Origin of the sequence: Streptomyces sp. NPDC127068 (genome assembly GCF_042724695.1) — a bacterium.
Taxonomy (GTDB): Bacteria; Actinomycetota; Actinomycetes; order Streptomycetales; family Streptomycetaceae; genus Streptomyces.
Window position 1 is genome coordinate 133,710 of record NZ_JBHXEN010000004.1, and the last position, 23,334, is coordinate 157,043.

The following is a 23,334-nucleotide window of genomic DNA, read 5'->3' on the forward strand; positions in this document are numbered from 1 at the left end:
GTTCGATCCCGAGCAGGGGGACTTCACACCCGTGCGGCGCCGGGGAAGCAGGAGGTTCCCGTAGGGGAGGGCGGACCGGACCGGAAGCCCTGGACCTAGACTTGAGGGCACGTCAACTTGGTGCCTGACACCACACCACGGGGGAACGTGAACGAGATGAACGGCGTGCTGCTCGCCGGGCGTTACCGGCTTCAGGAGTGCATAGGACGCGGCGGCATGGGCCGGGTGTGGCGGGCGCGCGACGAAGTCCTCCACCGGTTCGTGGCCGTCAAGGAGCTGACCGCGGCCCTGTACGCGGCCGAACGCGACCGGCCCGTCCTGCTCCAGCGCACCCGGGCCGAGGCCCGGGCCGCGGCCCGGATCTCGCACCCCGCCGTGGTCACCGTGCACGACGTGCTGGAACACGACGAACGCCCGTGGATCGTGATGGAGCTGATCGACGGCGGCTCCTTCGCCGACGCCGTGCAGGACCGCGGCAGGATCGACGCCGACGAGGTGGCCCGCACCGGACTGTGGGTCGTGCGGGCGCTGCGGGCCGCGCACGACGCCGGGGTGGTGCACCGGGACGTCAAACCCGCGAACGTCCTGCTCGCCTCCGACGGGCGGGTCCTGCTGACCGACTTCGGGATAGCGCAGGTCGACGGGGACAGCGGGATGACCAAGACCGGCGAGATCGTCGGTTCCGTCGACTACCTCGCCCCGGAGCGGGTGCGCGGCGGCGAACCGGGCCCCGCCTCCGACCTGTGGGCGCTCGGCGCGACCCTGTACACGGCCGTCGAGGGCGTCTCGCCGTTCCGCCGCCCCTCGGCGCTCGGCACCTTCCAGGCCGTGGTGGACGAGGAACCCGCGCCGCCCGCCCACGCCGGACCGCTCACCCCCGTGATCACCGCCCTGCTGCGCAAGGACCCCGAGGCCCGTCCCGCGGCCGAAGAGGTCGAGCGGATGCTGGAGGAGGCCGCCGAGGGCCGTTGGCCGGTCGAGACCGGGCCCGCCGCCGGGTACACCCCGACCCGCCCGGTCCCGCCGGAGGTGCTCGCCGGGCTCGCCGCGGCCCCGCCGCCGCCCGGGGAACCGCCGGCCCCCACCCCGCCGACGTCGACCCCGGTGCCGAGCGACCCGGCGGCGTCCAGCGCCCTGGCCGGCGCGCCGACGACGTCCACCCCCGCCCCGTCCACCCCGCTCCCGCAGGGCCCTCTCCCGCCGAGCCCGCCGCCGCCCGCCCCGTTCCCGTCCACCCCGGCGCACCCCACCGTGCTGCCGACCACGACGGTGGCGTCCGCCCCGCCGACCGGTCGGCCGCGCTGGTACGCGTACCTCGCCGGTGCGGTGGCCGTCGTCGTGCTCAGCGTGGGCGGTGCGGTCGCCCTGCGGTACGTCGACGGGGGCGGCCAGGACGAGCGGCCCGCCGCGGGCGGCAGCGTGGCTCCGGCCGCCACCGGCTCGACGGCCCCGAGCGCCCCTGCGTCCCCGTCGGGCGCATCCTCCGGAACCCCGGCCGGAACCCTCAGCAAGGGCCCCGAAACCCCCGCGGCCGGCCCCACGGGCAGCACGCCCGCCGCCGGTACGAGCGCCCCGCCCGCCGAGGGGGTGCCCGCCGGTTGGGTGCGCGTCAACGACCCCGGGGGGTTCAGTCTGGCCCTACCGCAGGGCTGGCAGCGGAAGATGACGCGGGGGCAGATCGACTACACGCCCGACGGCGGGGAGCACTTCCTGCGCATCGGCGTCGACCCGAGCCCCGACTTCGACACTCCGTACGCCCATCTGCTCGACCTGGAGAAGCAGCTCACCCGGCTGACCGACTACCGCCGGCAGCATCTGGTCCCCCAGACCTTCCGGGACCGGCCGGGAGCCCGCTGGGAGTTCAGCTGGGTCTCCGGCGGTTCGGACACCGCGCCCGGGCCGCGCCGGGCCGTGGAACAGGCCTACTTCAGTCGGGACGGCGTCGAGTACGCGATCTACATGTCCGGTCCCGAGGCGGATTGGGCGACCACGCGCGCACAGTTCGAGACGGTGCTGGGCAGCTGGCGGGAGAACCCGGACGGAACCTGACCGCATCCCCCGAAGTGTGGTGCATGATGGGCTACATGGGGACCGAGGGGGACCGTGCGGCGGTCGGAACGGGTGCCAAGTCCCGTCTCATTGGCGGGCGTTACCTGGTGCGGACCCGGCTCGGCCGGGGCGGCATGGGAGTCGTGTGGGGCGCCGAGGACCAACTCCTCGGGCGCCCGGTGGCGGTCAAACAGCTCGACTCCGATCCCAGCCTGTCCGACGCCGAAGCCCGTAGGGTGCGGGGCCGCACCCTACGGGAGGCGCGGGCGGTGGCGGGCCTGCGGCACCCGAACGTGGTCGTCGTCCACGACGTCGTGGAACACGAGGACGACGCGTACATCGTGATGGAACTCGTCACCGGCGGTTCCCTCGCCGACCGGGTCGCCGCGCACGGTCCGTTACCCGTCGCGGAGGCCGCCCGGATCGGCATCGATCTGCTCGGTGCGCTGTCCGCCGCCCATGCGACGGGGGTGCTGCACCGGGACCTCAAGCCCGACAACGTGCTGCTGGAGGCCGGTTCCGGTCGGGTGGTCCTCACCGACTTCGGGGTGGCGCGGGTCCCCGGCTCCCGGACCCTCACCGAGGAGGGCATGTTCGTCGGCTCGCCCGAGTACAGCGCGCCCGAGCGGATGTCCGGCGGACCGAGCGGCCCGGAGGCCGACCTGTGGTCCCTCGGGGTGCTCCTGTGCGCGGCACTGACCGGGCGGTCGCCCTTCCGACGCGATTCGATCAGCGGCATCCTGCACGCCGTGGTCGCCGAGGAGATACGGCCGCCCGCGCAGGCGGGTCCCCTGTTGCCCGCGGTCCGCGGCTTACTGGAGCGGGACCCCGCGCGGCGGCTCGGGGCGGTGGAGGCCGAGCGGCTGTTGCGGGCGGGGCTGGTCGGCGCGGGTTCCCCCGGGCACGCCCTCCCGACGGCCGGGCCCCGGGGCCTCCCGGTCGTTCCCTCCCCGCAGTCGGGCGGCCCGCGGCCGTCCGCCCCGCCACCCCCGGCCCCCTCACCGGGCGTCCCGGTGCCCGTATCCCTCTCCGTGCCGCAGGGCCTTCCGCACGCCGTGCCGTCCGGCGGGCCCGGGAGCGGCGTCCCGTCCGGCGCCCGGCCCGCGTCGTCGATCGACGACGAACCCCTACTGACGGCCTCCTCCACCTCCGCCGCCTCCTCCACGGCGTCCTCCGCCCCGGCCCGGATGCCCCGCGGAACGGTCCTGGTGGCGGTGCTGGTCGCCGCCGTGGCCGGGGCCGTCGTGGCGGGCTCGGTGATGCTGTTCGGCCAGGGACGGCACGGGGACGACAGCCCGGTGATCGCGGGACCGACCGTCACCGAGACGGCCACCGCATCGACCGGACCGGTCCCCGCCGACGGGGCGGACCGGCCCCGGGCGGACCCCGCGCCCCGCGGCGGCACCGGGACCGCCACGAAGGGCGCCGCCCCGACCGGTGCGGGCCCGTCCCCGAACCCGACCGTCACGGTCACCCGCGGCACCGGCGCGGCCGGTGCGCCGAGCGGCGCCGCCTCCGGTGCCGCCAGCGCCCCCGCGGCCGTCGCCCCCGCCAGCACCCCCCGCCCGCGGGTGCCCGCCGGGTACCAACTGGTCGACGACCCGGCGGGGTTCTCCCTCGCCGTCCCCAACGGGTTCACCCGGTCACGGCAGGGCCACTGGATCGGCTACGCCTCGCCCGGCGGCGAGGTCCGCATCCAGGTGCGGATCGGTGACCGCCACCCCGGCGGTCCGGTCGCGGCGCTGAGCGAGGACCACGGCCGGGGCAAGGAGCGCAGGGCCGAGGTCACCGCCGCCGTCCACCGGGGCCACCCCGCGGCGCGCTGGGAGCTGGTCACCCCGGCCAAGCCGAAGCGGGGCGGCGACCGGTTCGCCGCCGACTTCGCCTGGCAGGACGCCACCCGCCTCACCACCGTCCGGGTGTCCGCCCCGGGCGCCTGGTCGGGGCAGGCCAGGACCCACCTGGCGACGGCCGTGGACACCCTGACCCACCGCTGACCCGGTCCGGACGGGCTCGCCGGGCGGCTGGTGGCGGCCCCTCCGGTTACTGTCGGGTACCCAAAATCCGGGACGGGGGCCTACGCTCACGTTCATGACGGACTCGCAGGCCACCGCACCTCACCAGAGCACGTACACGAACCCCCTCGCCCCCGTGCCGCCCGGCTCCCGCACGGCGCAGGACGTGGTGACGCCCGAGCTGGTGGCCCAGCTCACCAAGGGGATCGTGGGCACGGGTCGCACCGCGAACCACACCCCGTTCACCGGGCAGAAGCTCGCGGACCTGCCCGCGTCCACGCCCGAGGACGTCGAGACCGCCTTCTCCCGGGCCCGCGCGGCCCAGTCCGTCTGGGCGGCCACCCCCGTCCGGGACCGCGCGGCGACCGTCCTGCGCTTCCACGACCTGTTGATCGCCCGCCAGGCCGAGGTGCTCGACCTGATCCAGCTGGAGACCGGCAAGGCCCGACTGCACGCGCACGAGGAGGTCCAGGCGGTGGCGGTGTCCGCCCGCCACTACGGCCACAAGGCGTCCGCGTACCTGCGGCCCCGCCGGCACACCGGGGCGCTCCCCGTACTCACCAAGGTCACCGAACTGCGGCAGCCGCGCGGGGTCGTCGGCCAGATCGCCCCCTGGAACTACCCGCTGGAACTGTCCGTCGGCGATGCCCTGCCCGCGTTCGTCGCCGGGAACGCCGTGGTGATGAAGCCGGACACCGAGACCGCGTTGACGGCGCTGTGGGCCCGGGACCTGCTGGTCGAGGCGGGGCTACCGGCGGACGTCTTCCAGATGGTCATCGGCGAGGGCCCGGTCATCGGCCCCGAGATCGTCCGGCACGCCGACTACGTCTCCTTCACCGGGTCCACCCGCACCGGCCGCGAGGTCGCCCGGGGCGCCGCGGACCGGCTGATCGGCGCGTCCCTCGAACTCGGCGGCAAGAACGCGATGCTCGTCCTGGCCGACGCGGACGTGGAGGCGGCGGCGGCCGGGGCGGTCCGCGCCTGCTTCTCGTCCGCGGGACAGCTGTGCATCTCCATCGAGCGGCTGTACGTCCACGAGTCCGTCGCGGACGCCTTCCTCGACCGGTTCGCCACCCGCACCCGGGCGATGCGGCTCGGCACGGGCCTCGCGTACGGGGCCGACATGGGTTCCCTGGTCGGCGAGCGGCAACTCGCCACGGTCGGCCGGCACGTGGCGGAGGCGGTGGCCCAGGGGGCGCGGGTGGTGGCGGGCGGGGTCGCGCGCCCCGACATCGGCCCGTACTTCTACGAGCCGACCATCCTCGACGGGGTCGGGCCCACGATGGCCGTGTGCGCGGAGGAAACGTTTGGCCCGGTGGTGTCGGTGTACCGGTTCACCGACGAACGGGACGCCGTGTCCCGCGCCAACGCCACGGCCTACGGGCTCAACTCCTCGGTCTGGACGCGGGACGCCCGCCGGGGGCGGGTGCTCGCCGCCCGGCTGCGTTCCGGCACCGTGAACATCAACGAGGGGTACGCGCCCGCGTACGGCAGCGCGCAGTCCCCGATGGGCGGCATGAAGGACTCCGGACTCGGTCGGCGGCACGGCTCCGAGGGCATCCTCAAGTTCACCGAGGCGCAGACCGTCGCGGAGCAGCGGATCATGCCGATGGCGCCCTCGTTCGGGATGACCGACGCGCAGTACGCCACGCTGATGAGTCGCGGCCTGCGGGTGATGAAGGCACTGCGGCTGCGCTGACCTCCGCGCGAGGGCGCCGTGAGTGAAAAGGTGGAGGACCCGCACCCCCCTCCGAGTGCGGGTCCTCCACGTGTGGGGGCGAGCTGCTCACGCCGGGGTGTCGGACGCCTTGCGCTTGCGGACGTAGAACACCGCGCCCGCGCCGGCCAGGACCGCGAGTCCGCCGACCAGGCCGATCACCGGCATGGCCGAGGAGGAACCGGTCTCGGCGAGGTTGCCGGTGACGGGCTGCTGGCTCACGCCGCCCTGGGGGGTGGTGCCGCCGTTGTTCCCGTTGCCGGACCCGGGGCCCGGGCCGGGCTTCGGCTTGTCCGTGCCGGGGTCGGTGCCGGGCTCCGCCTCGCCCGGGTCCTCGTTGGAGCTGCCGGGCTTCAGCACGGAGAAGTAGACGTCGGTGCCGTAGTTCTCGGCGATGCAGCGCTCGCCGTTCACCGTGTCGAGGTAGCCGCCGGAGCCGAAGGCGTACCCGTCGCCGACGGGGGCGTTCTCCTTGATGGCGAGCCGCAGCTTGTTGGTGAGGTAGTCGTCGGGCTTCATCGTCTTGACGCCGGTGAAGTAGCCGCCGGCCCACTCGACGGTGGTGTCGGGGTCGATCTCGTAGGAGTCCCGGATCTCGGCCCAACGCTTGGTCGTCTCGTTGAAGTACTGGAGCGACAGGAACGGCGAGAGCTGCTTGTCCTCGTCGATCTCGAAGTTCTCGACCTCGGCGTAGATCGCGATCTCGTTGAGGGTCACGTCGGAGGTGTTCGTCGTGGTCAGCGAGAACTCGTGCCAGCCCGAGCCGGCGACGATCCGGCCGGGGAGGCCGGAGATCTTCGACTCCAGGGTGTCCGCCACGTACTCCTCGTCGACGTAGTCGCACGGCATGAGGTCGTCGGGGTGCTCGCTCGGGGCGGGGGACTCGGATTCGCCGGGCGAGGACGAGGACGAGGACGAGGACGAGGACGAGGTGGACTCCTCCGGCTCTTCGGGCCCCTCCGGTGCGGCCGAGCCGCTGGCCGAGGAACTGACCGAGTCGCTCGGCGCGGGCGAGGTGGAGTCGTCGTCCGAGGGCGTGGTGCTCGGCGTGGACGAGTCGGTGGCGCCCGGCGAGGAGGAGGACGAGGACGAGGAAGTGGAGGAGGGCGAGGAAGGCGGGGCGGAATCCGACGGGGTCTCGCTCGGGGACTGTCCGGGGACCTCGCTGGGCGACACCGACTCGGTCGGGGTGGCGCTCGTCGCGTTGCCGGGCTCCGTCGTGGCGAGGGCGGCCGGCGCGGACAACAGCGCGACCGGGCCGATGACGGCGGTGACCGCCGCGACGGCCACAGCACGGCGAAGCTTCATGGAGACCTCGGGTATCTGGTCGTACCGCACGGCGGCACAGCTGGCGGGCCCGCCCGTGCGCAGCGCACGGATGTGGCCCTTGTGTCAGGTGATGTGACCCGTGGTGTCCGGCAATGGTTGTCCCGACTCTCACGAAATTCTTATGTGGCGTAGATCACTTAGGTGCGGAGTCGTTCGCGTCCGGGCACGACGAAGGCCCCGCGGTGCGGGGCCGCGGGGCCTTCGGGCGGCAGCGACGTCAGGGCAGCGTCAGCGCCGCTCGGAGCGGCACCACAGGGGGGAGGGTGGCGCCGTCTGAGGAACGGGGGGCCGGGGGAGGCCCTGGGGACGAGCGTGCTGGAGACGGTCGGCTCCGGGCGTCCCCGGAGCCGACCGTTCACTGGGGTGACCGGGCTGCTGTCCCCTGCTGTCCGGTCACGGAAACCGGAGCGAGGTCCCACGACGCACGGCACGATCCGCACGTCTCATCGCTCAGGCCAAGCCACGCGTGGTACTCGCCCGCCCCTGGCTGGCACGGACACCGGGACAACGACCCCCGTCGCGCGCCGGTCACGCTCCGTACGGGTGAGAGCGCCCGAACTCCGGTGCGAGCCCTCGGACGGGTACGTCAGATGCGGCCCCGGCACAGCTCCAGCAGGGTCATCGCCAGCGCGGTGCCCGGCTTGCCGAGCGCCTCCCGGAAGTGCTCCAGCACCTCCATCTCGCGGGACAGGTTCACCCGCCGGCCACCGGAGGCGATCCGGGTCTGCTGGATCACGGTGGACACCGCGACGCGCTCCTGGACCAGGCCGATGATCCGGTCGTCCAGCGCGTCGATGCGTGCCCGCGCGTCGGCGATCGTCCCGGCCGCCTCCTCGGTGCGGGCGCCGGTGCGCTCGGTGACGGTCGGCGCGTGGACGCGGTCGGGGGTGGTGACGGTGTGCTGCATCGGTGGCTCCCGGGGTGTCGGACTCGGTGGGGACGGCGCCACCGAGACCGACACGGTCCGGAACAGCAACAGGCGCCCCGGGCCTTGTCGGCCCGGGGCGCCTGTGGAAGTGCTCGTCAGAAGATCAAGCAGCACGACCGTGGCAACCGGCGGGCCGGATGCCATAGGTAAAGACGGAGGTCATGTGCGTGGTCACCCGGCCAGTATGCCCGGCCGCGGCCCGGGCCGGTCAATCCGGTTCCCGGACCGCCCGGATCGTGAGACGCGGGAGGTTCGCGGGAGCCCCGTTAGAATCGGAGGCAGGAGTCGTGTCGCCGGTGCCCGGCGCGCCCTCCGCCCCCGCCAGACCGGGCCCCCGGTGGCCGCGACGGCCGCCGCGCCCGTAGACCCGCTAGACAGCCGGAAGGCTCCCCGTGCCCTCAGCGACTCCCGCTGCCGCCGCCCCCGACACCGTCCTGGTCGTCGACTTCGGTGCGCAGTACGCCCAGCTCATCGCCCGCCGTGTCCGCGAGGCGCGGGTCTACAGCGAGATCGTGCCGAGCACCATGCCGGTCGCGGAGATGCTCGCCAAGAACCCGGCGGCCATCATCCTCTCCGGCGGCCCCTCCTCGGTCTACGCCGAGGCCGCGCCCAAGCTCGACCGCGCCCTGTTCGAGGCCGGCGTCCCGATCTTCGGCATGTGCTACGGCTTCCAGCTCATGGCGACCACCCTCGGCGGCACCGTGGACAACACGGGCGCCCGCGAGTACGGCCGCACCCCGCTGCACGTCAGCCGCACCGGCTCCACCCTCTTCGAGGGCACCCCCGCCGAGCAGCCCGTGTGGATGTCCCACGGCGACGCCTGCTCCGCCGCGCCCGAGGGCTTCACGGTCACCGCGTCCACCGACGTGGTCCCCGTCGCCGCCTTCGAGAACGACGAGAAGAAGCTGTACGGGGTCCAGTACCACCCCGAGGTCATGCACTCCACGCACGGCCAGCAGGTGCTGGAGCACTTCCTGTACCGGGGCGCGGGCATCCAGCCGACCTGGACCACGGGCAACGTCATCGAGGAGCAGGTCGCCGCGATCCGCGAGCAGGTCGGAGACCGCCGCGCGATCTGCGGGCTGTCCGGCGGGGTCGACTCCGCGGTGGCCGCCGCCCTGGTGCAGAAGGCCATCGGCTCCCAGCTGACCTGCGTGTACGTCGACCACGGCCTGATGCGCAAGGACGAGACCGAGCAGGTCGAGAAGGACTTCGTCGCCGCGACCGGCGTGCAGCTCAAGGTCGTGGACGCGGCCGACCGCTTCCTCGACGCGCTCAAGGGCGTCTCCGACCCGGAGCAGAAGCGGAAGATCATCGGCCGGGAGTTCATCCGGGTCTTCGAGCAGGCCCAGGCGGAGATCGTCGCCGAGGCCCCCGGCGACCAGCCCGTGGAGTTCCTGGTCCAGGGCACCCTGTACCCGGACGTCGTGGAGTCCGGCGGCGGCACCGGCACCGCCAACATCAAGTCCCACCACAACGTCGGCGGACTGCCCGAAGACCTCGAATTCCAGCTGATCGAGCCGCTGCGCCAGCTGTTCAAGGACGAGGTCCGGATGGTCGGCGCCGAACTGGGGCTGCCCGACGAGATCGTCCAGCGCCAGCCCTTCCCCGGGCCCGGCCTCGGCATCCGCATCGTCGGCGAGGTCACCCGCGACCGCCTGGACCTGCTGCGCGAGGCCGACGCCATCGCCCGTGAGGAACTGACGGCCGCCGGACTCGACCGTGAGATCTGGCAGTGCCCGGTGGTCCTCCTCGCGGACGTCCGCAGCGTCGGCGTCCAGGGCGACGGCCGCACCTACGGTCACCCGATCGTGTTGCGCCCGGTCTCCTCCGAGGACGCGATGACCGCGGACTGGACCCGGATGCCGTACGAGGTCCTCGCCCGGATCTCCACCCGCATCACCAACGAGGTCGCGGACGTCAACCGGGTCGTCCTCGACGTCACCAGCAAGCCCCCGGGCACCATCGAGTGGGAGTGACCCCCACGAACGCGTGAACGCGAACGGCGCGGTGACGGACTCCGGTCCGCCCCGCGCCGTTCGCGTACCGGGCCTCAGAGCAGCAGCACCGCTCCCGCCGCGGCCGTTGCCGCGAGCACGACCACCGCCGCGACGTGCCACCTCACGTCCCACCCCGCCGAGCGCTGTTCGGCCGCGCGGTCCAGCGTGAACCCGGCCGGGTCGGCGGGCGGGTAGTGGACCGTGACCTCGCGACCGTACGCGCGGGCCGGGTCCGGCAGGTGCGAGGTGCAGTGGGCCGTGACGGCCGTGCCCGCCCGGGTGGTGAACGACACGACCGGGGTGAGGGTGGTCATGGTGCAACTGCTGTCGTCGACGGTGACGTCCTTCAGCACCGCGACGACCCGACCCGGCACGCTCTCCATCGCGGCCAGCCCCTCGGCGCGGCGCTTCTTGGCCCGTACCGCCCCGGGCAGCTGCACGGCGCCGGCGACCGCCCACGGCGCACCCCCACCGATCAACGCCCACGGCCACCCCCATTCGACCGCGGCGAGCACCACCAGCCCCACGTACACCAGGAACAGCGCGAAAGTCGGCCAGCACAGTCCACGACCGGGCTCTTGCGGGGCGGCGGAGAACCGGTACGCGTGCGGTCTGCCCCGAGGATGGCTCACCCCGACCTCCCGGCCCTCCCAGGCCGCGGTGATCATCTCGCCCCGCTCGCCGTCGTTCGTCACGACCACCTCCCGACCCGAGGCCGGGTCACGGTACGAGACCACCACCCAGATCCCGCCCCGCCGGGGCCCGCCGTGCCGGGGCTGCCGCACCTGCTCGATCCGCCCGGTGAGCCGGACCGTCCGCTGCTCCCGCGTCACCCCGGCCAGCGACATGCCGAACCCGACGAGCGCCGCCCCGCCCCACACCGCGCACCACAGCACCGCGATCGCGTCCCACCCCATGGCCCCTCCTCCTACGACGATCCGCTCAACTGCCGCCGCTGCGCCGGAGCACGGTGCCCCGACCGTCCGCCTCCAGCGTTCCGCTGCCCCCGCTGCCGGTCACCACGACCCTGAGCCTGAGCGAGCCGGTGACCCCGTCGGCGATGAGCTGCCAACTCCGCGCAGTCCCCACACCCGGCGCGGTCCCGGCCTCCTCGACCAGGCCGGGCACCCGGTCGTAGGGCAGGGACCTCGGGTCGAAGCCGGCGGCCCGCCCGCCGGTGGGGGAGAAGACCACCGTCAGCAGCCGCTCCTGCACCACGACGGTGAGCGCCCGACGCCGGTCCGCGCCCCGCGTCAACGACTCCACGGCCGCGCGCAGTTGGCGCCCGTCGAGCATCGACTGCCCCGAACCGAGGGTGACCGTTCCCGTCACCGAGGTCACGGTGCTCGTGGACCACGAGGAGGAGACGGAGGGGACGGGGGCGGGGGCGGACGGCGCGCGGCCGTCGTTCGTGCCCCCGTCGGAGTCGAACAGGTCCGCCCGGAACAGCAGCAGCACGGCGGCCACGCCGAGCAGCAGCCCGAGGAGCGTGAGCAGACCACCGGCACAGCCGCTCGGGGTCTCGCCCTTCACCACCGGACCGGGCACCGCATCCACCTCGGCCCCGGCCGCCCGCTCCTCCCACTGCGGCGTCGGCCGTTCCACGATCCGCGTCTTCCACGGCCGGTCCGGCGGGTACTCCACCACCACGACCCCGCGCGGCCGGTAGTCGGGCAGCTCGACCTGGTTGACGTCCTGCCACATCTCGACCCGGAACGCGGGTGCGTCGTCCGGGACCACGGATAGCTCGAACCGCACCGGCACGTCGCTGGTCTCACCCGCCGTGGCCTCCCGGGCCTCGATCCTGGCGAGCGCCGTGCGCGGCGCCACGGCCGCTCGCCGGGCGCGGCGCGGCAGGGCGGCGAGGAAGTAGGCCAGCCCGTAGACCGCGGGCAGGGCCAGCCCCGTGACGACCAGCGGCGCCCGCTCGACCACGCAGCCACCGATGAACGCGGTCAGCGACGCGCCGATCACCCCGCCCGTCAGGAACCCCAGGGCCAGCCCGGCGGGCTTGCTGTGCGGGGACGGCGCGCTCGCGGGGTTCGTCATGCGGCCGATTGTCCCCGTCACGACTGCCGCCCGACAGCCCTGTGCCGAAGGGCTCTTCAGCGTTCGCGGGGGGCCGGTGGGCGATGCGTTACGCCATCACGGCGTGCTCCACGTCCCTGACGACGGTGACCCGGCCGCCGTCGCCGGGATCGGGGTCGGGCAGGATCGACTCCGGGTCGACCAGGTACATCTCGTGACCGTCCAGCGTGAGTCGACGGACTACCTCCAGCACCATGCGCCGCGCCACGTCATCGATCGCATAGACCCTGCTCAGGTCCAGCACCACCCTGACCTCTTCGGGAGCGGTGTTCACGGTTTCCCGGACGACCCTCTCGGCCCCGGCGAAGCCGATCCCCCCTTGCAGTTCGAAGACCCGGACGGCGTTCGGTCCGTCGCCGACGACGTGGTTGGACCGCACGATGGCCCGTGCGGCGGGGGGAACGTCCATCACGTGCAGACCCATGTCGGAGGAGAACCGCTCGAACAGCGACACTCCGCGCACGCTGTTCCCGTGGGCGTCCAGCCGTGGTGAGAACGTGGCGATGCCGATCTGGCCGGGGAGCGCACCGATCAGGCCCCCGGCCACCCCGCTCTTCGCCGGAATGCCGACCTGGGTCGCCCAGTCACCGGCCGCGTCGTACATGCCGCAGGTGGACATGACGCTCAGCACCTGACGCACCACCCGTTCGCCCACCACTCGTTCACCCGAGAGGGGGTTCACGCCGCGGTTGGCCAACGTCGCGGCCATCATGGCCAGATCCCGCGCGGTGACGAGCACGGAGCACTGGCGGGTGTAGCCCTCGACGACGGCCCTGGGGTCCTCGGCGAGGATGCCGTAGCCGCGGAGCATGTACGCGATGGCGAGGTTGCGGTTCGCGTGCTCCATCTCCGACACGCACACCGCCTCGTCGAGCCTCAGCTCGCGACCGGCGAACGCCGAAAGGCCGCGGACCACGCGCTCCACGCGCTCCGTCGGAGTCAGGCCCTCCGCACCGGCCAGCGAGTGGGTGGTGATCGCACCGGCGTTGATCATGGGGTTGAAGGGGCGGCCGGTATCGCTTTCGAGGGAGATGTGGTTGAACGCCTCTCCCGACGGCTCGACACCGACTTTGGCGAGCACGGGGTCGAAGCCGCGGTCCGCCAGTGCCAGCGCGTACGCGAACGGCTTGGAGATCGACTGGATCGTGAACTCGGTGTCGACGTCACCGGCACCGTAGACCTCGCCGTCCACGGTGGCGAAGACCGCGCCGAGACGCTCGGGGTCCGCTGCCGCAAGCTCAGGGATGTAGTCCGCCAACTGACCGGAAGCGTCCGACTCGACCCTTCCGACGGCCTCGGACAGATAGTCGGGAATGACCGACCGCATGCGTTCTCCTCCGTGCCTTTCGCCCGTCGGCGCCGAGGTGGTCACCACGCCGATGCGTGCACGGTAGCCGCAGCCCTCGTACGCGGCGCTCCTCCGCCCAGTCGCGCGGCGTGGCTGCTTCACGGCTCCACGGACGGTGCCGTGGGCCGGGGACCGTCAGCCCTCCACGGCCATCCGGACGCCGAGCACGAGCAGCACGTCGTACGCCACCTGGGAGGCCGCGAGCAGTGCGGTGAGCCCGAGTGCGGCGGCGACGCCCCAGACGAAGACGCCGGTCTCGTTGCCCAGCACGGTCAGGAAGCCGGCACGCTTGCTGCGCAGGGACTGCTGGATGATCAGCATGGTGCTCGGGCCGGGCGAGGCGGCGATCAGGGCGCAGGCGCCGAGGAACGCGAGCAGGGTGCTTGGCATCCGTTCATCGTGCGCTTCGTGGTCGGAACGTGTCCACGGGCCGGGGTCCCGGGCACCCGTGCGCAGGGTTGCGCCCCCGTCCCGTTCGCCAGCTGGCTGGGTGGGGGCGCTTCTCGTTTCCGAGGCCGTTACGTCTGGTTGGTGTCCGAGAGGTTCGCTACGAACGCACTCCAGCTGCGTGCGGCGACCGCCACGATGGGCGCCGATTCGCCGCGCTTGCTGTCCCGGAACGCCACCCCGTCGTTCTGTGTACGTACCTCCACGCAGTTGGCCTGGTCGGTGCTGTACGACGACTTGACCCAGCGGCTATCCACCTTGATAACTCCTTGCTGTGTCGGCGAGGACTCCGCGAGACGTGTCCTCATCCTGCGCTGTGGACCAAATGGCCTCGAAAGCCGCTGTGTACTGCGCCACTTCAGCTTCCTTGTCGTGATAGTAGCCCCCGGTATACGTGTCGCCGTAGACAGTTGTCGGCTCCCCGATTCCTCCTGTAGGCGAGGGAAAGTGCATGACGACGAACGCGCCTGCAAACGTGCCCTGGTGTGCCGCAGCTGCCAGGGGGACGACGCGGATCGAGATGCTTGGCAATCCGGCCATGTAGACCAGATGCGCTAGCTGCGCCGCCATCACGGGGCCGTCACCCATAGGGCGACGCAGCACCGTTTCAGACAGGACCGCACGGAGTACTGGGGGACGGCTTCCGGTAAGGATCGCCTGACGAGCCGTTCGAAAGCGCACCCGGTTCTCGACGTCTTCGGCGGGCGCGTCCGGGAGGCGAGTCCGAACGATCGCACGCACATAGTCCGGGGTCTGGAGCAGCCCAGGCATCACGTCGGATTCATACGTGTCGATGCGGCTCGCCGCCGACTCCAGGCCCGCGAAGACGTCGAACCCCACGGGCACGGCGTCCCCGAAGGTCTGCCACCAAGAAGGTGTCTTGGCCTCACGCGCCAAGTCCATCAACGCGCTCGTCGCGGCCTCGTCCGCCTCGTAGACGCCGCACATCATCTGTACGTCGAGGGCCCGTACGGGGGTCTTGCCCGTCTCGATGCGCCACATCGTCGTCTCGGACCACTCGAACTGCTGAGCCGCGGCCCGCAGGGTCATCCCGGCGCGCTCCCGCAACTGACGGAGGCTTCGCCCGAGCTGTCGCCGGGGCACGGTGGACACGCCTTTGCTGCTCATGCTTTCCCCATCCCGCGCCGAGTCTTGCACCACAGGTGACAGGCTCTTGCACCGTGCATGACCAGGCACTTTCGTCTTCCCCTCAAGGGGTCTATTCGCTGTGCAGCCTTGCACGGCTCCCGGCTGCCCGGGCAGCTTTGGTGGCAGGCAACCCCCTTCTGATTACTGGGGCGTTGACCGGGATCACCCTCACGAGGAGACACATGGAACCCCCTCACCCTCAACCCCACCCGCCCCGCCCGACACTCGCGGAAATCCGCGCCGGCGAACACGGAACCCCGCCCCCGCCCGGCGGCGACTACGCCGCTGACCTCGCCGTCGAGCGGTTGACCGCCGCCGCGCGGCAGAGCGGGATCGAGCTGCCCGGGCTGTCCGTACTGGAGGACGGCGCCCGGCCCCCGCTGGTCTACCTGGGGTGGTGCAACGCCCGGGCCGGCGAGGTCATCGCGGAGGCCCTGATCATGCGTCGACTCGTGGGCACACCGGGGACGGACGCGTGAGCCGTACGCGTCGTCGTCCGCGCTACCGGGTGTCCCCGGACGGGACCCTGTGGGGCGGCATCGTCCTGCTGCTGGCGTGGGGGTCCCTGATGGTCGTCGTGGTGCTCGTCGCGACGGAGGGGATGTGAACCCGGCGACGCCGGAGGAACCCGCGGTCGGTGCGGTCGTGTTCGACCCCACCAAGGGCGCGGTGGGCCGGGTCATCGGACTCCACCACGACCTGGCGATGCTCCAGCGCGCAGCGGGGCGCCCTTGGGAGGCCCGCGTCGGGGCGCTGCGCCCGGCGTCCCCGCTCGAAGAGCGCCGTCTTGCCGCACTGGTGCGTCGGCACGCGTCCGCCATGCGGGCCGGTCGGTGAAACCCGTACGGGAGCAGCGCGTAACTCGGCTGCCCTGCCGAGTCGTTGAACTATCGACACCACACCAGGAAACGGAGGCGTAGAAGAGATGACGCAGAGCAGCGCGCCGTGGGGCACGCAGCGGATGGGGCCGTACACGAGCACCACCGCGGTTCCGCAGTGCACGCCAGTGATCGACCCCGAAACGCAGATCGCGGTGACCGTGGACGAGCACGGCCGGACCGTCGAGCTGGGCCGCCACGGCACCAGCACGAGCGGGTTGACGCCCACCATGACCACCCCCGGTGACGGGTCCGGTCCGGACGGCGCGACCGACGCGGACACCACCGAGTCGTACGACCAGGACCAGAGTTCCGACTGATGGCCGGCAGCAGGTCGGTACTGGTGCTGACCAACCCCCACGACGTGACCGCGGACGTGGTGCTGCGGCTGCTCGCCGAGCGCCGGGTGCCGGTGGTCCGTCTCGACCCCGGCGTCGACCTGCACGCGGGCGCCTCGCTGACCGTCACGTTCCGTACGGGCGACCAGCGGGGCGCTCTGCGCACGGCAAGTCGGGAGCTCGACCTCGACCACGTGCGGTCGGTGTGGACGCGTCGACCCTCTCCTTACGAAGGTCCGTCGGAGCAGCACGGCCAGAACCGCCGTTTCGCTGCCGAGCAGTCGTTCTGGGGTGCCGGCGGCGTCCTCGCGTCGCTGCCCGGAGCGCACTACGTCAATCATCCGTGGGACAACCGAGCGGCCGAGTTCAAGCCCGTGCAACTGTCAACCGCACGGCGCTGCGGCCTTCTGGTGCCCAGTACGGTGATGACCGATGACGTCGAGGAAGCTCGACGGTTCGTCGCGTCCTCGCACGGCCCCGTGGTCTACAAGCCGTTGTGGAACTCCCCCTATCGAGTGAACGGCCAGCCGCACAGCGTGTGGGTCCGTGAGGTGAACGGGTCCGAGATCACCGACGCCGTGTCCGTCTGTCCGCACCTGTTCCAGGTCAAGGTGGACAAGGCGTTCGACGTGCGGGTCACCGGCGTGGGCGGTCGACTGATCGGGGTCCGGATCGACAGCCCCGATCTCGACTGGCGCCGCCGTCAGGGCCTGATGACGTGCACACCGATCGAGGTGCCGGAGCCGGTCGCGCGGGCGGTCGTCACCTACCTCACCGAACTCCGTTTGACCTACGGTGCGTTCGACTTCGCCGTCACCGCCGGCGGCGACTGGTACTTCCTGGAGTGCAACCCGAACGGCCAATGGGCGTGGCAGCCCGCGGAGGCCACCTCGGCGATCGCCCGCGCCCTGGCCGACCAGTTGGAGAAAGGTCCCGACACGTGAGTACATCGGCACGGCTCCGCGACACCCTGACGGACAGACTCACCGAGGACGGCACCCTGACGGAACCCGAGTGGAGCAGCGCCGCCCGGTCGGTGCCCCGGGAACTCTTCACGGGGTCGTACTTCGCGCCGGTGGCGGACAGCGCCCCCACCCGCTACCGGCCGGTGCGGGAGGGCACGCCCGGATGGCTGGAAGGGATCTACTCCGACCGGACGCTGATCACTCAGCTGGACGGCCGGACCAGGCCCGACGACGTAGCGGAAGGGGCCGTGTCCGGTTCCCCGTCCTCGTCGTCCACCCTGCCCTCGCTGGTGTTGCGCATGTGGCAGCAACTCGGAGCCGAAGCGGGGCACCGGGTGCTGGAGATCGGCACCGGAACCGGGTACTCGATCGCCCTGGGCGCGCACCGTCTCGGGTCCGCCCGGCTCACCAGCATCGAGTACGACCCGGTGGTCGGTGCAGCTGCTGCCGCGGCGCTCAAGGTTGCCGGGTTCGCCCCGCGACTGATCGTCGGTGACGGGCTGCGCGGCGACCCGGACGGGGACCCGTACGACCGGCTCATCGCCACGTGCGCGGTCCGGTACGTTCCGCTGCCGTGGCTGCACCAGGTGCGGCCGGGCGGAAAGATCCTGGTCACCCTGTCAGGGTGGGGTTACGCCAACGCCCTCGTCCTGCTGGAGGTGACCGGTCCCGGGGAGGCCACGGGCCGGTTCCTGCCCGGATGCACCAGCTTCATGATCGCCCGGCCGCACGACCGGCCGCCCCGCCCGACGCTGGCCCTGTTGCCCGGCGACGAGCGCCCGAGCCGGATCGACCCCGGGAAGCTCGACGAGTGGACGGGCGCCTGGGTCGCGCAGCTCGCGGCGCCCGCGGCCGAGCGCTTGGGGGCGGGGGCGGAGCAGATCCTGTGGGACGTGTCCACCGGTTCGCAGGCCCGGACGGCTCCCGGTCCCGACGGCGGGTGGACCGTCGTGCAGCGCGGGCCCGTGCGGCTGTGGGACCGGGTCGAACGGGCCGTGCAGTGCTGGCAGTCCGCCGACGAACCCGGGCAGGAGGCGTTCGGCCTCACGGTCTCGACCGCCGGTCAGCGGGTGTGGCTCGGCAGCGAGGACGGGCCCGGCTGGGACCTGCCGATCTGACCCGTCCTGTCCGGCGTCACCCGGGCACGCCGATCCCGACGCTGCTACGCGGCGGCGGGGTCGGCCCACAGTTCGGTGCTGTGGGCCCCGACGAGGGCGCTGATGCGGGTCAGCGCGCCGGCGACCGGCTGCGGGTCGAGTCGGCGTCCGTCGCGCAGGCGCAGGGCGACGGACTCGTCAGCGGCCTCCTTGGCGCCGATGACGGCCTGGTAGGGAACCAGGCGGGCCTCGCGGATGCGGGCGCCCAGGCTGCCGCGGTCCGGTCCCGCGATCCGGGCGCGCAGCCCGAGAGCAGCGCAGCGCCGGGCGAGGGCTTCGGCGTGCGGCAGTTCGGTGTCGGAGATCGGGAGGACCACCAGCTGGGTGGGGGCGAGCCAGGCGGGGAAGGCGCCGCCGTGCTGTTCCACGAGGTGGGCGACGGCTCGCTCCACGCTGCCGATGATGCTGCGGTGGACCATGACCGGGCGGTGCTTGGCGCCGTCCGCGCCGACGTAGTGCAGGTCGAACTGCTCGGGCTGGTGGAAGTCGACCTGGACGGTGGACAGGGTGGACTCCCGGCCGGCGCCGTCGGTGACCTGGACGTCGATCTTGGGACCGTAGAACGCGGCCTCTCCCCCTGCCGCCTCGTAGGGCAGGCCGGAGCCGTCGAGGACCTCGGTCAGCAGGGCGGTGGACCGTTGCCACTTCTCGGGTGCGGCCACGTACTTGCCACCGGGACCCGGGAGGGAGAGCCGGTAGCGGGTCGGGACGATGCCGAGCGCCTCGTACGCCCGGCGGATCATCTCCAGCGCCGCCCGCGCCTCCTCGGCGACCTGGTCCAGGGTGCAGAAGACATGCCCGTCGTTGAGCTGGATGGCCCGCACCCGGGTCAGCCCGCCGAGCACGCCGGAGAGTTCGGAGCGGTACATGCCGCCCAGTTCCGCCATGCGCAGGGGCAGTTCGCGGTAGCTGTGGGAGCGGGAGCGGTAGATCACCGCGTGGTGGGGGCACAGGCTGGGCCGTAGGACGACCTGCTCCCCGCCGAGGTCCATCGGCGGGAACATGTCGTCGCTGTAGTGCGCCCAGTGCCCCGAGATCTCGTACAGCTCCCGCTTGCCGAGCACCGGTGAGTACACGTGCTGGTAGCCCGCCCGCCGCTCGGCGTCACGGACGTACTCCTCCAGGACGTGCCGTACGGTCGCGCCGTCGGGCAGCCAGTACGGCAGGCCGGCGCCGATCAGCGGGTCGGTGTCGAACAGGTTCAGCTCACGGCCCAGTTTGCGGTGGTCGTGCCGGGTGGTCATCGCGGTCTCCTCGCTGGGTGCGGGGCAAGTGACCGGGCCTACGACGAAGCCCCGGGGCACTTGGCCCCGGGGCTTCGGATCAGATCGTCTGTCAGCGCGCCGGGACACTCTCCGGCGTCGTCGTCATCGCAGCGCGCTTCATGTCGGAAACGTTAGCAGGACCTCGCGATGCCCACACGCTCGTTCCTCGTCAGGTCCGGCGGCGGCGCCGCACCCCGGCCGCCGGCGTCCAGAACTCGACCACCAAGTACTGCTCGTCCTCGACGGTGGTCCGCACGACCTCCGTGACCTCCGTACGGAACAGGTGGAACGGACCGGGCGGCGGCCCCACCTCCGCTCGGAACCGTGCCAGCTCGTCGGCGTCGACGACCTCCACCGCCCGCCCGGCGACCCGTACGTCCCCCTGGGCGAGTTCCCCCGCGCCGGACCCGTGGTTGGCCTGGAGCGCGAAGCGGGGGTCGCGCAGCAGGTCCCGCGCCTTCACGGAGTCCGGCATCATGCCCATCGTCAGCTCCCCGTACCGGAACTGGACCTCGATGCCGGAGGTCCGGGGCGACCCGTCCCGGCGGAGGGTCGCGAGCGTGTGGTGGGTGTGGGCGGCGAACCGTGCTTCGGCCGCTGCCGCGAGTTCGGGTGCGGCGGCGGCGAACGCCGCCCAGTGGCGCGGTGGGGATGTCTCTCGCATGCCGCCACTGTTCCCCCAATACCCGACAGCTTCTGTCTGGTATTCCTGGACGTCCACCGATCGGCTCCGTGGCCCGTCGACCCCCGGAAACGGTTGCGTTCCGTTTCGAACACAGCGCGCTGCGTCGCGTCCGCCATCCGCACACGGACCCGTCGCAACCGCCTCACCAGCGACGATGAACGCCCGCGTACGGCGGAACGGCGCAATCCCGCGTACCGGACGAACCCGTACGGACCTCGATCGCGGCGGAAAACGCGCGCTCCGGTCAAGCCGGACACCCGGCACTCTCCCGTTCCGGGGGTGCCCGGGGCCCTCGGAGCCCGCCCGGGTAGGGCACAATTCTCGTTCATCACAAGGAACTTGCGTCCGCGTACGGGTCAACTCCCGTGCGTGCGAAGACGCGAGCGCGGAGCACGATCGGAACCGGCGGCGACGCGGGGACCTACGGGGAAAGCGGAGTGGGCGCGGTGGCACTGACGGACGCGGGGCGGGACACGCACGAGGGCGGCTGTGCGTGCGGGGACTGTCCGCACGGCGCGCGCCAGGGGCACCGGCGCGCGGTCGCCGCGTTCCTCGCCAAACGCGACGAACTCGCCGCCGGGCGGGGGCTGCCCGCGGCCGTCGCCCGTTCCGCCGGGGCCACCCGGCAGTGGGTGTCCGACGAACTCACCCAGTCCGCCGAAGTGGTGGCCGCCCGCGGCCGGGCCGCCGGCACGTCCTGGCGGGCGTCCCTGTGGCCGCGCACCCTCGCCGTGGTGTGGGGCGCCACCGGGGCCCTGCTCGTCGTCCAGACCTTCACGGCCTTCGGCACCGGCTGGAACACCGTCCGCACCGCGGGGCTCGTCGCCACGGTCCTGGTCGCCGGGCTGCTCACCCTGGCGGCCCGGGTCCACCGGGCCAGCGGCGGGGTCCTCGCCCCGCTGATCGGCGAGGACAACCGCCTCTCCACCTCCCGCGCGGTCGCCGGGGCGTGGGTGCTGTTCACCGGGTACGCGGTGCTGGTGCTGGCCGGCCAACTCGCCGGCGCCTCCGGGCACGCCGAACGGGACGCCCTGATCGACGGCCTGGCGCTCGCCCGCGGCGCCGGCACGCTCACGGTCGTCGCGGTGCTGTGCGCGGTCGCCGTACTGGTCCGCCGGGTCGTCTCCGTCCGGGTGCTGGGGCAGCGGCTCCAGAAGGTGCGGGCGCTGCGGCCCCGCGCCGCGGACCTCCTCACCGACGACTCCGGCCGGGGCAGCTTCACCGACGTCCAGTACGTCCTGGTGACGGGCGTGGCCCTGGTTTTCACCGCCGTCCGACTGGGCCGGCGCCCGGAGCGCTTCCCCGACCTGCCGTGGGGGCTGGCGGTCCTCGTCCTCGTCTCGGCGGTGACCTACCTGGCCGGGAAGTACGCGGAGGGCGGGCGCCCGATCATCCACTCCGTGGTGCGCGCCCGGGAGGCCGGCGACCTCGACTCGCCGATCCGCGCGGGGGACGACATCGAGATCCGCGGCGCCGGCTTCGTACCGCCCGGCGGCCAGGACGCCGAGTCGCTGACCCGGCTGGTGGTGCGCATCGGCCCGGTGAACGTGCACGTTCCGCTGATCCCGATCCCGGGCGGCTTCACCAACCCGTCCGACGGGGTCCTCACCGTCCCGGTCCCCGCCGAGGTCGAGCCCGGCCGGGTGGACGTCCAGGTCATCACCGCGGCCGGCATCGAGACCAACCGCACGACCATCGAGGTCGCGGCGGACTAGCTCACCTCCCCGCGCCCCGGCCGGCCGGGCGCGTGCCTAGAGCTGCCACCACCAGGCTTCGAGGTCGTGTTCCTCGGCGAACTCCACGGGCACCGCGAAGGGCGAACGTCGCGCGAGGGGGAGCGTGTCGGTGCGGCGCACCATCGCGCGCAGGTCCCGTACGGCGGGCAGCTCCGGGAGTTCGGTGACGTCGTAGGGGCAGCCGGCGGGGCCGCCGAGGAGGGCGGCGCAGCCGAACGCGTACCAGGTGGCGATGAGTGCGTGCTCCCGCACCTCCTCGGCGGCGACGGCGACCTCCCGGACCACCTCGATGAGCGGGGTGCGGGCCGGCGGGACGGCGTCGGCGCCGCGGAGCGCACCGGCGGCGACCATGCGCCGCCACAGTGCGGTGCCGGCGTCGCAGTAGAGGAACGGCGGGTCGACGTAACCGTCTTCGAGCCAGGAGTCGTAGCCCGCGAAGTCGGGGGCGTCCTCGTCGAAGGTGCGCAGCCCGGTGAACCCGGTCAGTGCGTCGAAGCGTTCGGGTCGTGCGGCGTGGTCGGGGTGCTGCTCGACCGGGAACCGGTACGCGTACCCGCGGCGCAGCAGGGCGTCCCTCACCCGGAAGTGCGTGAACGAGCAGTCGTACCCGCTCTGGAACCGGTACAGCGTCGCGAACCAGCTCCGCACGCGCGGGTCGCCCGGCGAGGCATGGCGGTCCAGGACCCGGACCGAGTCCGCGACCAGGTCCTCGATCTCGTGCACGGACACCGCGTACCCCCTCGGTCTCGTCGGCTAGGAGCGCGTGATCGCCTGCTCCAGCAGGCTGCGCAGGGACTTCTGCTGCTCCGGGTCGAGACCGGCCAACGGCGAGTTCTGGACGAGGAGTTCGAGGAGACGTTCGCGGGCGGCGCTGCCCGCCGGGGTGAGGACGAGGCACTTGGCGCGGCGGTCGGTGGGGTGGGCGCGGCGTTCGACGAGGCCCTGCTTCTCCAACTTGTCGATGACGAAGGTGGCGTTGGAGGGTTCGCAGCTCATGCGTTCGGCCAGCTCCCGCATGGTCATCGGCCCGGCCATTTCGCGCAGTGCGGTCGCCTGGGCCCCGGTGAGGCCCAGGGTGACGGCGCAGTCGCGGGTGTGCTCGGCGATCTGCTGGGCCAGCCCGTTCACCAGGCAGCACAGGTCCCGCTCGGTGATGGCGTGCGGCTCCGAGGGCGTCGTCATGGAGCCCACCCTAACAAGTTCATCAAGCGAGAACATTTCTAGCTTGCATGATTCTATC

Annotated in this window: 23 protein-coding genes and 1 pseudogene; 12 read left to right on the forward strand and 12 right to left on the reverse strand. The window is 72.7% G+C overall.

Annotation, left to right across the window (positions count from 1 at the left end; genetic code table 11):
* Positions 1–156: 156 nt before the first annotated feature.
* The 3 genes from ACFWIA_RS03750 (at position 157) to ACFWIA_RS03760 (ending at position 5,763) form a co-directional block, all read left to right on the forward strand.
* Positions 157–2,049, forward strand: a complete 1,893-nt coding sequence (locus ACFWIA_RS03750; RefSeq protein WP_387000178.1) for a protein kinase — start codon at positions 157–159, stop codon at positions 2,047–2,049.
* Positions 2,050–2,084: 35 nt separating this feature from the next.
* Positions 2,085–4,046 (forward strand): serine/threonine-protein kinase, encoded by a 1,962-nt coding sequence (locus tag ACFWIA_RS03755; RefSeq protein WP_387000023.1) that lies wholly within the window; start codon positions 2,085–2,087, stop codon positions 4,044–4,046.
* 94 nt (positions 4,047–4,140) lie between these two features.
* Complete coding sequence (locus ACFWIA_RS03760; RefSeq protein WP_387000025.1) at positions 4,141–5,763, forward strand: succinic semialdehyde dehydrogenase; 1,623 nt, start codon at positions 4,141–4,143, stop codon at positions 5,761–5,763.
* Between the two features lie 87 nt (positions 5,764–5,850).
* Here the strand turns inward: ACFWIA_RS03760 and ACFWIA_RS03765 are convergent, their stop codons facing one another.
* On the reverse strand, positions 5,851–6,630 hold the full coding sequence (locus ACFWIA_RS03765; RefSeq protein ID WP_387000027.1) for an LAETG motif-containing sortase-dependent surface protein: 780 nt from the start codon (positions 6,628–6,630) through the stop codon (positions 5,851–5,853).
* On the opposite strand from ACFWIA_RS03765, the gene ACFWIA_RS03770 reads away from it, so the two are divergent.
* Positions 6,629–7,186 (forward strand): hypothetical protein, encoded by a 558-nt coding sequence (locus tag ACFWIA_RS03770; protein WP_387000029.1) that lies wholly within the window; start codon positions 6,629–6,631, stop codon positions 7,184–7,186. The two genes, ACFWIA_RS03765 and ACFWIA_RS03770, sit on opposite strands and share 2 nt — an antisense overlap.
* 510 nt (positions 7,187–7,696) lie before the next feature.
* On the opposite strand, the gene ACFWIA_RS03775 is transcribed toward ACFWIA_RS03770, so the two are convergent.
* A complete protein-coding gene (locus tag ACFWIA_RS03775; RefSeq protein WP_387000031.1) occupies positions 7,697–8,017 on the reverse strand; it encodes a chorismate mutase in 321 nt (106 codons plus the stop codon).
* Positions 8,018–8,430: 413 nt separating this feature from the next.
* On the opposite strand from ACFWIA_RS03775, the gene guaA reads away from it, so the two are divergent.
* Positions 8,431–10,017: a glutamine-hydrolyzing GMP synthase gene (gene guaA / locus ACFWIA_RS03780; protein ID WP_387000033.1), complete on the forward strand. Its 1,587-nt coding sequence runs from the start codon at positions 8,431–8,433 to the stop codon at positions 10,015–10,017.
* A gap of 74 nt (positions 10,018–10,091) precedes the next feature.
* On the opposite strand, the gene ACFWIA_RS03785 is transcribed toward guaA, so the two are convergent.
* The 6 genes and pseudogenes from ACFWIA_RS03785 to ACFWIA_RS03810 all read right to left on the reverse strand — a co-directional run bounded on the left by ACFWIA_RS03785 (position 10,092) and on the right by ACFWIA_RS03810 (position 15,049).
* Positions 10,092–10,955 carry a DUF3592 domain-containing protein gene (locus tag ACFWIA_RS03785; protein WP_387000035.1) on the reverse strand — a complete coding sequence of 288 codons (864 nt, stop codon included), beginning with the start codon at positions 10,953–10,955 and terminating at the stop codon, positions 10,092–10,094.
* 25 nt (positions 10,956–10,980) lie between these two features.
* Positions 10,981–12,087 carry a hypothetical protein gene (locus ACFWIA_RS03790; protein WP_387000037.1) on the reverse strand — a complete coding sequence of 369 codons (1,107 nt, stop codon included), beginning with the start codon at positions 12,085–12,087 and terminating at the stop codon, positions 10,981–10,983.
* Positions 12,088–12,175: 88 nt separating this feature from the next.
* Complete coding sequence (locus tag ACFWIA_RS03795; RefSeq protein WP_387000039.1) at positions 12,176–13,453, reverse strand: glutaminase; 1,278 nt, start codon at positions 13,451–13,453, stop codon at positions 12,176–12,178.
* A gap of 165 nt (positions 13,454–13,618) precedes the next feature.
* Positions 13,619–13,864 (reverse strand): annotated as a pseudogene (locus ACFWIA_RS03800) (LysE family transporter); the annotation flags it as partial.
* A 128-nt stretch (positions 13,865–13,992) separates the two neighbouring features.
* Positions 13,993–14,178: a DUF397 domain-containing protein gene (locus ACFWIA_RS03805; RefSeq protein ID WP_387000041.1), complete on the reverse strand. Its 186-nt coding sequence runs from the start codon at positions 14,176–14,178 to the stop codon at positions 13,993–13,995.
* The gene (locus tag ACFWIA_RS03810) at positions 14,171–15,049 is read right to left on the reverse strand and encodes a helix-turn-helix domain-containing protein (protein ID WP_387000043.1); all 879 of its coding nucleotides are present in this window, start codon (positions 15,047–15,049) and stop codon (positions 14,171–14,173) included. Before ACFWIA_RS03810 ends, ACFWIA_RS03805 begins: the two co-directional genes overlap by 8 nt.
* A gap of 203 nt (positions 15,050–15,252) precedes the next feature.
* Here ACFWIA_RS03810 and ACFWIA_RS03815 point away from each other — a divergent pair, with 203 nt between their 5' ends.
* From ACFWIA_RS03815 to tgmC, 6 genes are all read left to right on the forward strand, one after another.
* On the forward strand, positions 15,253–15,549 hold the full coding sequence (locus ACFWIA_RS03815; protein WP_387000045.1) for a hypothetical protein: 297 nt from the start codon (positions 15,253–15,255) through the stop codon (positions 15,547–15,549).
* Positions 15,546–15,677, forward strand: a complete 132-nt coding sequence (locus ACFWIA_RS03820; RefSeq protein ID WP_387000046.1) for a hypothetical protein — start codon at positions 15,546–15,548, stop codon at positions 15,675–15,677. Before ACFWIA_RS03815 ends, ACFWIA_RS03820 begins: the two co-directional genes overlap by 4 nt.
* Positions 15,674–15,907 carry a hypothetical protein gene (locus tag ACFWIA_RS03825; RefSeq protein ID WP_387000048.1) on the forward strand — a complete coding sequence of 78 codons (234 nt, stop codon included), beginning with the start codon at positions 15,674–15,676 and terminating at the stop codon, positions 15,905–15,907. Before ACFWIA_RS03820 ends, ACFWIA_RS03825 begins: the two co-directional genes overlap by 4 nt.
* 88 nt (positions 15,908–15,995) lie before the next feature.
* On the forward strand, positions 15,996–16,268 hold the full coding sequence (gene tgmA, locus ACFWIA_RS03830) for a putative ATP-grasp-modified RiPP (protein ID WP_387000050.1): 273 nt from the start codon (positions 15,996–15,998) through the stop codon (positions 16,266–16,268).
* A complete protein-coding gene (gene tgmB / locus ACFWIA_RS03835) occupies positions 16,268–17,230 on the forward strand; it encodes an ATP-grasp ribosomal peptide maturase (RefSeq protein WP_387000052.1) in 963 nt (320 codons plus the stop codon). The genes tgmA and tgmB overlap by 1 nt, the downstream gene beginning before the upstream one ends.
* Entirely contained in the window at positions 17,227–18,369 is a 1,143-nt protein-coding gene (gene tgmC, locus ACFWIA_RS03840) for an ATP-grasp peptide maturase system methyltransferase (protein WP_387000054.1), read from the forward strand. Before tgmB ends, tgmC begins: the two co-directional genes overlap by 4 nt.
* 44 nt (positions 18,370–18,413) lie before the next feature.
* Here the strand turns inward: tgmC and thrS are convergent, their stop codons facing one another.
* Together thrS and ACFWIA_RS03850 are read right to left on the reverse strand one after the other, a co-directional pair.
* Positions 18,414–19,652, reverse strand: coding sequence for a threonine--tRNA ligase (gene thrS, locus ACFWIA_RS03845; RefSeq protein WP_387000056.1), 1,239 nt, complete (start codon positions 19,650–19,652; stop codon positions 18,414–18,416).
* 190 nt (positions 19,653–19,842) lie between these two features.
* Entirely contained in the window at positions 19,843–20,337 is a 495-nt protein-coding gene (locus ACFWIA_RS03850) for a pyridoxamine 5'-phosphate oxidase family protein (RefSeq protein WP_387000058.1), read from the reverse strand.
* Positions 20,338–20,804: 467 nt separating this feature from the next.
* Between ACFWIA_RS03850 and ACFWIA_RS03855 the strand changes: the two genes are divergently transcribed.
* Positions 20,805–22,073, forward strand: coding sequence for a hypothetical protein (locus ACFWIA_RS03855; RefSeq protein ID WP_387000060.1), 1,269 nt, complete (start codon positions 20,805–20,807; stop codon positions 22,071–22,073).
* A 36-nt stretch (positions 22,074–22,109) separates the two neighbouring features.
* Here ACFWIA_RS03855 and ACFWIA_RS03860 read toward each other — a convergent pair whose 3' ends face one another.
* Positions 22,110–22,823 (reverse strand): hypothetical protein, encoded by a 714-nt coding sequence (locus ACFWIA_RS03860; RefSeq protein ID WP_387000061.1) that lies wholly within the window; start codon positions 22,821–22,823, stop codon positions 22,110–22,112.
* Between the two features lie 24 nt (positions 22,824–22,847).
* The gene (locus ACFWIA_RS03865) at positions 22,848–23,276 is read right to left on the reverse strand and encodes a MarR family winged helix-turn-helix transcriptional regulator (RefSeq protein WP_387000063.1); all 429 of its coding nucleotides are present in this window, start codon (positions 23,274–23,276) and stop codon (positions 22,848–22,850) included.
* Between the last annotated feature and the right edge of the window lie 58 nt (positions 23,277–23,334).